The organism is Streptomyces sp. NPDC004561 (genome assembly GCF_053602155.1).
Genome location: NZ_JBSGDB010000425.1, coordinates 1 through 7,637 on the forward strand (window position 1 = coordinate 1; position 7,637 = coordinate 7,637).

General features: G+C 70.0%; 6 protein-coding genes. All 6 read right to left on the bottom strand.

Annotation, left to right across the window (positions count from 1 at the left end):
* Positions 1–137: 137 nt before the first annotated feature.
* Positions 138–1,037 (bottom strand): neopentalenolactone/pentalenolactone F synthase, encoded by a 900-nt coding sequence (ptlD, locus tag ACWEN3_RS36455; RefSeq protein WP_452980004.1) that lies wholly within the window; start codon positions 1,035–1,037, stop codon positions 138–140.
* Positions 1,038–1,072: 35 nt separating this feature from the next.
* The gene (gene ptlE, locus ACWEN3_RS36460; RefSeq protein WP_452980016.1) at positions 1,073–2,827 is read right to left on the bottom strand and encodes a neopentalenolactone/pentalenolactone D synthase; all 1,755 of its coding nucleotides are present in this window, start codon (positions 2,825–2,827) and stop codon (positions 1,073–1,075) included.
* 17 nt (positions 2,828–2,844) lie between these two features.
* Entirely contained in the window at positions 2,845–3,672 is an 828-nt protein-coding gene (ptlF, locus tag ACWEN3_RS36465; protein ID WP_452980007.1) for a 1-deoxy-11-beta-hydroxypentalenate dehydrogenase, read from the bottom strand.
* Between the two features lie 100 nt (positions 3,673–3,772).
* Positions 3,773–5,227: an MFS transporter gene (locus ACWEN3_RS36470; RefSeq protein ID WP_452980010.1), complete on the bottom strand. Its 1,455-nt coding sequence runs from the start codon at positions 5,225–5,227 to the stop codon at positions 3,773–3,775.
* Positions 5,228–5,285: 58 nt separating this feature from the next.
* Positions 5,286–6,137, bottom strand: coding sequence for a 1-deoxypentalenic acid 11-beta-hydroxylase (ptlH, locus tag ACWEN3_RS36475; RefSeq protein ID WP_452980011.1), 852 nt, complete (start codon positions 6,135–6,137; stop codon positions 5,286–5,288).
* Between the two features lie 142 nt (positions 6,138–6,279).
* Positions 6,280–7,476: a pentalenolactone synthase gene (penM, locus tag ACWEN3_RS36480; protein ID WP_452980013.1), complete on the bottom strand. Its 1,197-nt coding sequence runs from the start codon at positions 7,474–7,476 to the stop codon at positions 6,280–6,282.
* Positions 7,477–7,637: the final 161 nt, after the last annotated feature.

Here is a 7,637-nt window from a genome sequence, read left to right on the forward strand (position 1 = left end):
GGGCGCGCCGCCGGCGGTGATCCAGCCGAAGTGGTAGGCCGCCTGGTGACGTGAGCGGCGGTCGAGCCGGTCGACGGCGGCGCGCAGCGCCGGGGTGATCGTGACCCGGCTGTGGCTGAGGGAGGCGGGAGCGGTGCTCATGCGGCGACCTCCGCGCGCCAGGGACCGGTCGGGTCGTCGAAGATGCTGACGACCTGGCGCATGATGCGCCGTTCGGCCGGGTCGAAGGCGGCCTTGGCGTGGACGGTGCCGAGCTGGTCCCACATGACGATGTCCCCGGGCTGCCAGGTGTGGGCGTAGGTGTACTGGGGCTTGCCCGCGTGCGACAGCAGTCCGTCGAGCAGCTTGCGGCTCTCGTCGGGGGCGAGGTCCACGATCCGCTTGGTGTTCAGGGTGCTGATGTAGACCGACTGGCGGCCGGTGCGCGGATTGCGGGCGATCAGCGGGTGGATGGTGGAGGTGCCGTCCTCGGGCTGGATCTGCGCGGTGCTCTCGCCGAGGGACACCTCGCCCTGCAGCTCCTCCTCGATCGTCTCCTCGTACCCGGTGCGCAGGGCGTGGCGGACCCGGTAGGAGTGCAGACGCCTGCGCTCCTCGGGCGACAGCGACTCGTACAGGGCGTACATGTCGGTGAAAAGGGTCTCCCCGCCGCCGGAGGGCGGCACTTCCACGGCCTCCAGGAAGCCGACCTGGGAGACGCGGGGGCGGAAGGAGTAGTCGGTGTGCCAGCCCATCCACTCGGCGTCGCCGACGCCGATCTTGCGGCCGTCCTCCACCAGGTTGGAGACGATCAGGATCTCGTTGTGGTCGGGGTGGGCGCCGCTGGTCAGACCGGTCTTCGGGATGTACCCGAAGCGGCGGCCGAAGGCCAGGAACTCCTCGTAGGAGGGGGCCTCGTGGCCGCGGAAGACGAGGACGAGACGCGCGTCGAGCGCCGCCCAGATCTCCTCCAGTTGGGTCTTGTCCATGTCGCCGGTGACATGGGCGCCGTGCACGACGGCGCCAAGTGCGGTGCCGGGTATCGGCTTTACGTCCATGGGCGTTGCCGCCTCTCGCAGAAGTGTGGGGTTGGTCAGCGCAGTTCGAGGCCCGCGAGGTCGCCCGCCTCGCGCCAGCGCCTGAGGATGTCCACGAACTCCACCGAGCCGCCGCCGTAGCTGGAATTGAGCAGGGGCAGTCCGCTCGGGTCGCCCTCGTTGTTGTAGAGGCCGGGCGTGCAGTTCTCCAGGAAGTCGATGTCGTTGGTGGCGAGCCGGAGGATCTCCTCGACCCATTCCTTCTCACCGGCCCCGGAGGCCTCCACGACCCGGTGGCCGCGCTCCTCTACGCACTTGACGATGTGCGCGAGGTGCCGGGTCTGCTCGCCCAGCATGTAGGCGATGTTGACGTGCCGCCCGGCCTGGACCTTGGACAGGATGAAGCAGTTGGGGAAGCCGTTCACCTGGAGTCCGTGCAGGGTGTGCGCCCCGTCCGCCCACTTCTCCGACAGCCTCACGCCGCTGCGGCCGACGATGTCGTAGCCGGCGCGGTCGGTGTACGGGACGGCGAACTCGTGCTCGTAGCCGGTGGCGAAGACCAGGCAGTCGACCGGGTACTCCCGGCCATTCGCGACCACCCCGGCCGGGGTGAGCCGCTCCACGCCCTGCCCCTGGGTGTCGACCAGGGTCACGTTGGGCCGGTTGAAGGTCTGGAGGTAGCCGTCGTGGAAGCAGGGCCGCTTGCAGTACACGCGGTAGTACGGCTTGAGGGCGGCGGCGGTCGCGGGATCGATGACGACGCCGTCGATGCGGGCGCGCAGCTCCTCCATCTTGAGGAAGTCCGCCCGTTCGGCCGCGAGCCCACGCTCCTTCGGGTCGCCCCCGGTGTCGCCGGTGGGCAGGATCGCTGCGGCCAGTTTGGCCGTGGTCTGGGTCCAGCGGTCCTGGACCAGGTCCTCGTCCTGCGGGACGCCGGAGGTCAGCGCGTGGAAGTTCTCCATCCGGCGCTGCTGCCAGCCCGGTTCGAGGCTGCCCGCCCAGTCGGACGGGGTGGGCCGGTTGCCGCGGACGTCGACCGCGGCCGGGGTGCGCTGGAAGACGACGAGCTGCTCGGCCCACTCGGCGAGGTGCGGGGCGAGCTGGACGGTCGTCGAGCCGGTGCCGATGACGCCGACCTTCTTGTCCTTCAGCTTGGTCAGGCCGCCGGTGCTGTCGCCGCCGGTGTAGTCGAAGTCCCAGCGGCTGGTGTGGAAGGAGTGCCCGGCGAACGTCTCCAGGCCCGGCAGCCCTGGGAGTTTGGGGCGGTGCATCAGACCGATCGACATGGCCACGTACCGGGCCCGGATCAGATCCCCGCGGTCGGTGCTCACCAGCCACTTCCCGGCGGCCTCGTCCCAGCGCAGCTCGGTGACGGTGGTCTGGAAGAGGGCGTCGCGGTAGAGGCCGTACGTGCGGGCGATCCGTTGGAGGTGGGCGAGGATCTCGGGCCCGGTGGCGTACTTCTCGGTGGGTATCGTGCCGATCTCTTCGAGCAGCGGCATGTAGATGTGGCTCTCGACGTCGCACCGGACGCCGGGGAAGCGGTTCCAGTACCAGGTGCCGCCGACGTCGCCGGCCTCGTCGATCAGCCGGATGCGCTCCAGGCCGGTCTCCTTGCGCAGATGGGCGCCGGTCAGCAGGCCGCCGATGCCGGCGCCGACGACGGCGACGTCCACCTCGTCGGTGAGCGGCTCGCGCTCCTGCCGCTCGGTGTAGGGGTCTCGCGCGTAGCGGCTGAAGTCACCGCGCGCGAACTGGTAGGTGCGACCGACGCTGCGCTTGTCGCGTTCCTGCCGGTATTTCTCCCTCACCGCCTCCAGGTCGACGGTCAGTGTTTCGTCGCTACGGTCGTCGCTTTCGGCACGGGCCACAGCTCCTCCTCGGGGGAAGGGGGCGGAAGGGAAACGTGACGCCATACGTCGTCGAACTGATCGCGCAGCCGCAGCGGGGCGTCGGAGTTGCTGAAGAGATAGAAGCGGTCGGAGCCCAGGGCCTCCCACACGAGTCCGGCGACGTCCGCGGCGCTCACCGAGGTGTCACCGCCCGCGCCGCGCGGGGCCGTCAGGCCTTGGACCATGGGGGTGTCGACCCGGCCGGGACACAGCACCGACACCCGGACCCCGGTGCCCCGCAGATCGGCGCGCAGACTGCGGGCGACCGCGAGGTCGGCGTGCTTGGAGGCGGCGTACGCGGCGCTGCCGGCGCCGACGACGAAGGCGGACATCGAGGCGGTGTGGATCAGATGGGCGGACCGGCCGCGCTCCAGCAGCCGGGGGACGAAGGCGCGTGCCACCAGGACGTGCGCCCAGTGGTTCACCTCGAAGACCTGCCGCATCCGCTCCAGCGGCACCTCCCACAGCGGCTGGCCCACGGGACCGACGACTCCGGCGTTGTTGCACACCACGTCGATGTCGCCGAGCACGTCGAACGCCGTGTCCGCGAGCCGCTCGACGGCGTCCGGATCGGTCAGGTCGGCGGTCACCGCGGTGACCTGAGCGCCCTGTGCGGTGAGTTCGGCTGCCCGGCGGTGCAGTGCGTCGCCTTCGACGTCCGCCATGACCACCCCGGCGCCGGCCTCCGCGAAGCGGGCGCTGAGGGCGAGGCCGATGCCGCTGGCCGCGCCGGTCACCACGGCTGTCCTTGTCTGTAACTGCACTTCGCTCTCTCCGCTTCTGCGCGCGGGAACGCCGAACGACGGCGCGCCGTCGCCAACGAGAAGGACTGGATCAGATCGCGCCGTTCGAGGGGCGTGGGTGTCACCTGGGGTCGGGGAGCTTCAGGCTGATCACGAGAACGGTCACCGAGAAGCACGCCAACAGGGCGACGACGAGCACGGCCGCCGAAGCCGTCGACACCCAACCGGACAGGGAGACGTAGAGGGTTCCGCCGACGGTCGCGCCCAGCGCGGTCGCCATCTGCTGGCTGGTCACCAGCACACCGCTGCCCATGCCGGCCTGCGCCGGGGGTACGTCGGCGAGGATCATCCGGAACAGCGTCGGGCCGGTCAGCGCCGCGCCCACCCCGAAGAAGCCGATCCCGACGAGCACGAGCGCCAGGGAGGGATGCGGCCAGCCCAGCCCGATCACCAGCGCCAGCAGCAGCAGGCCCGCGCACTGGACGACGGCGCCCAGGGTGACGATTCGGCCGCCCAGGGCCGCCGCGATCCTCGGGGTGAACAGTGTCACCACGAAGAAGGCCGCGGCGAACGGCACGAGCACCGCGCCGGAGGCGAGCCCGTCCAAGCCGAAGTGGCCCTGCGCGACCAGCGCGTAGACGAACAGGAAGGCGCCGAAGCCGGCCGAGAACGGCACCATCGCCGCCAGCCCTCTGCGCATCCCCGGACGGGACAGCACCGACGGGGACAGCAGCGGTGAGCCGCCCCGTGCCTCCAGCCCGCGTTCGGCCCGCACCAGCGCCAGCGCCCCCGCGGCGGCGACCGCGAGCAGCGACCACAGCCACAGCGGCCAGCCCAGGTCGGGGCCCGCCACGATCACGGCCAGGACACAGACCATCGTGACACCGAACAGCACGGTGCCCACCGGGTCGAAGCCCGGCTTCGCGTCAGCCCTGGTTCCGGGGACGCGCCGGACGGCCAGCAGCGCGGCCACCCCGATCGGCACATTGATCGCGAAGACCGACCGCCAGCCGATCCCCGCGACGTCCAGCGAGACCAGCAGCCCGCCCAGGATCTGCCCGACGACCATGCCGAGAGCCGCGGTCGCGCCGTACATGCCGATCGCACGAGCGCGCGCCTGGCCCTCGGTGACCGCCTGGATCGTCGCCAGCACCTGCGGTACGAGCATGGCGGCCGCGGCGCCCTGCAGCAGCCGGGCCGTGACCAGGAACTCGATGGTCGGGGCGAGTCCGCACAGCGCCGAGGTGACGGTGAACGCGGCGAGCCCGTAGGCGTACAGGCGCCGTCTGCCGAAGGCGTCGCCCAGCCGTCCGCCCAGCACCAGCCCGACGGCGTAGGTGAGGCCGTAGCCGGACACCACCAACTCCAGTGCGGCGGGACCGCCGTGGAGGTCGCCACTGATCGAGGACAGCGCCACATTGACGATGGAGGCGTCCACGATGGACAGGGCGTATCCGGTGAGCACCACCACGAGGGCGATGCCGCTGAGCCCCGCGGCGGCCGGTGCCGTGCCGGCCCGGGGCTCCTGTGCCGCGTTGGGCCTCTTCAGAGGGGGGAGACCCTCGCGTTTCGTCATGCGCTGCCTACCCGGGCGTTTGTGGGGGACGGTTGAGGCGGGTGCGGGGGTGACGACGTCACTCGGTGGTGGTGGGAGTGCCGGTGATCTTCGACATGATTCCCTTGGAGGCGTCCTTCGCGGACTCAGGCCAGGGGGTCAGGGCGTTGAACCCGCGGTGCGAGGAGGCGGGCTGGAGGCGGGTGTCCATCGACATCCGCATGCCGGCCGGTTTCACCGAGACGTTCGGGATGGACTTGTGGCACATGAAGGCGTGGAAGATGATCACGTCGCCCGGTTCCATGGGCGAGAACAGCAGCTGCTCGTCCGCGCCGAACTCCTCCGCCGGGATACCGCGCACGGCGTGGCCGAAGCGGCGGAAGTTCTCGGTGAGGACGTGCTCGCGCGGGCCCTTCTTGTGGCTGCCGTCGGCGACGGCGACGCCGCCTATGCCAGGTGTCGTCGCGAGCAGCGGTATCCAGGCGGTGCGGAAGTCCTTGTTCGGGCCTATGTAGAAGCCGTCCTGGTGCAGCGGCGTCAGGAAGCTCGGCTCCGCGGACCCCGGGGCGGAGGGGTAGTAGCGGATCGTCGTCGACTTGAAGACGAAGACGGGCTCGCCGAAGACCTTCTCCCAAACCTTGAGGGTCGAGGGGTGGTTCCACAGGTCGTCGTACTTGACGTGGTCGTGCATCGCCACCTCGTCGACCGCCTCGAAGGACTCGATGGTGAGGGTGTCGAGGGTGGTGCCGGGGGTGGCGTGGCCGAGTGCGATCAGGCCCTCGAGCATCTGCTCGGCGGCGGTCCGCACGAGTTCACGGTCCAGAGCGTCGCGCAGATAGAGGTAGCCGTGCTCGTCGTAGAACCGGTCGAGGGCCTCACGGTCGTCGAGAAGCGGCATGCAGTCGACGTAGTCGCTGAAAGTGTCCGTCATGGTTCCTTGTCCTCGTGACGTCTGTGCGTGGGGGAAGGAGCGTCAAACATCCGGGCGGGGCGACGGCGGCTTCGATCTTGCGGAATGTGCCACCTATGACCATGAACGGTGGGCGGCTGTGTTGTCGCTCGTGCGATGCCACTCAGAAGGTGACGGGAATTTCATCGAACCCGCCGGTGATCCGGTGCTCCTGCCAGCGCAGCGACTCCTCGGGTACCGCGAGCCGCAGGTTGGGCAGTCTGCGGAACAGCCGCTCGAACACCGCGGTCAGCTCGATCCGGGCCAGCGTGCGGCCGATGCAGTGCCGGACGCCGTGCCCGAATGCCAGGTGCGACTTGGGCTTGTGCCGGGCCAGGTCGAACAGGTCGCCGTCGGGGAACGCCCGGCCGTCGTAGTTGGCCGCGCCGATGGCCAGCAGCACCGCGTCTCCGGTCCGGATCACCGTCTCGCCGACGGTGATGTCGCCGTGCGCGTAACGGGGTATGAGCGCGTTGGATCCCTTGCCGCCCACGCCCAGGCGCAGGATCTCCTCGACCGCGGCCGGCGCGAGTTCGGGATTCTCGGCCAGCAGGGCACGTTGGGCCGGATTGCGCAGCAGCAGCAGCGTGCCCAGGTCGATGCGCACAATGGTGGTCTCGTAGCCGAACAACAGCACGGCGTTGCCCAAGTGGGCAATCTCCGCATCGGACAGTGCGCCGTCCTTCTCGGCGATCAGCTCGGACAGGATGTCGTCGCCCGGCTCGGTTCGCTTGCGCGCCACCAGTTCCGTCGTGTAGTCGACGACCTGTTGAAAGGTGTTCGCCGAGTGCTGGTTGTCGCTCTGGTCGAACGTGCCTCTCGCCCACTGCCCGAACCGCTCCCGGTCGGCCAACGGCACGCCGAGCAGATCGCAGATCACCATGGTCGGCAACGGAAACGACAGCGCGCTGTGCAGGTCGGCCGGCGGAGTGCCGGCGGCCAACTGGTCGAGCAGATCGTCCACGTGGTGTTCGATCCGGGTCTTCATCAGGCGCATCCGGCGCGTGGAGAACCGGGGCACGAGCAGCGCGCGCATCTGCGCATGCCTGGTCGCCTCGGTGTCGTGGTCGTCCCCGGCCATCAGCGCGATCATGAAGCTCCTGGCCGCGCTCTTGGCCGCCTGCTCCGGGTCGGGATTGCTGAGACCGAGTCGGCGGTCGGCGAGTAGCGCCCTCACGTCGTCGTAGCGGGTGACCAGCCAGGCATCCTCACCGGCGGTCCGCACCCTGGTGATCGGCCCCTCCTGCTGCAGTGCGCGCATCTGGGGTGCGATGCCGAGCAGGTCTGGGTTGTCGAACGGTAACCCCGGAAGTTCCGTCATTCACTCTGTCCTCGTGGCATCGTGCATGAGAATCGTCGGGCATCCGGGCACGCCGACGGCATCGGTGGCGTCGGGTGCGCTGCGCGCCCGTTCACGGACGCGCCGAAGCGGCGGCCGCCGCTTCGGCGCGTCCGTGAACGGGCGCGCAGCGCACCCGACGC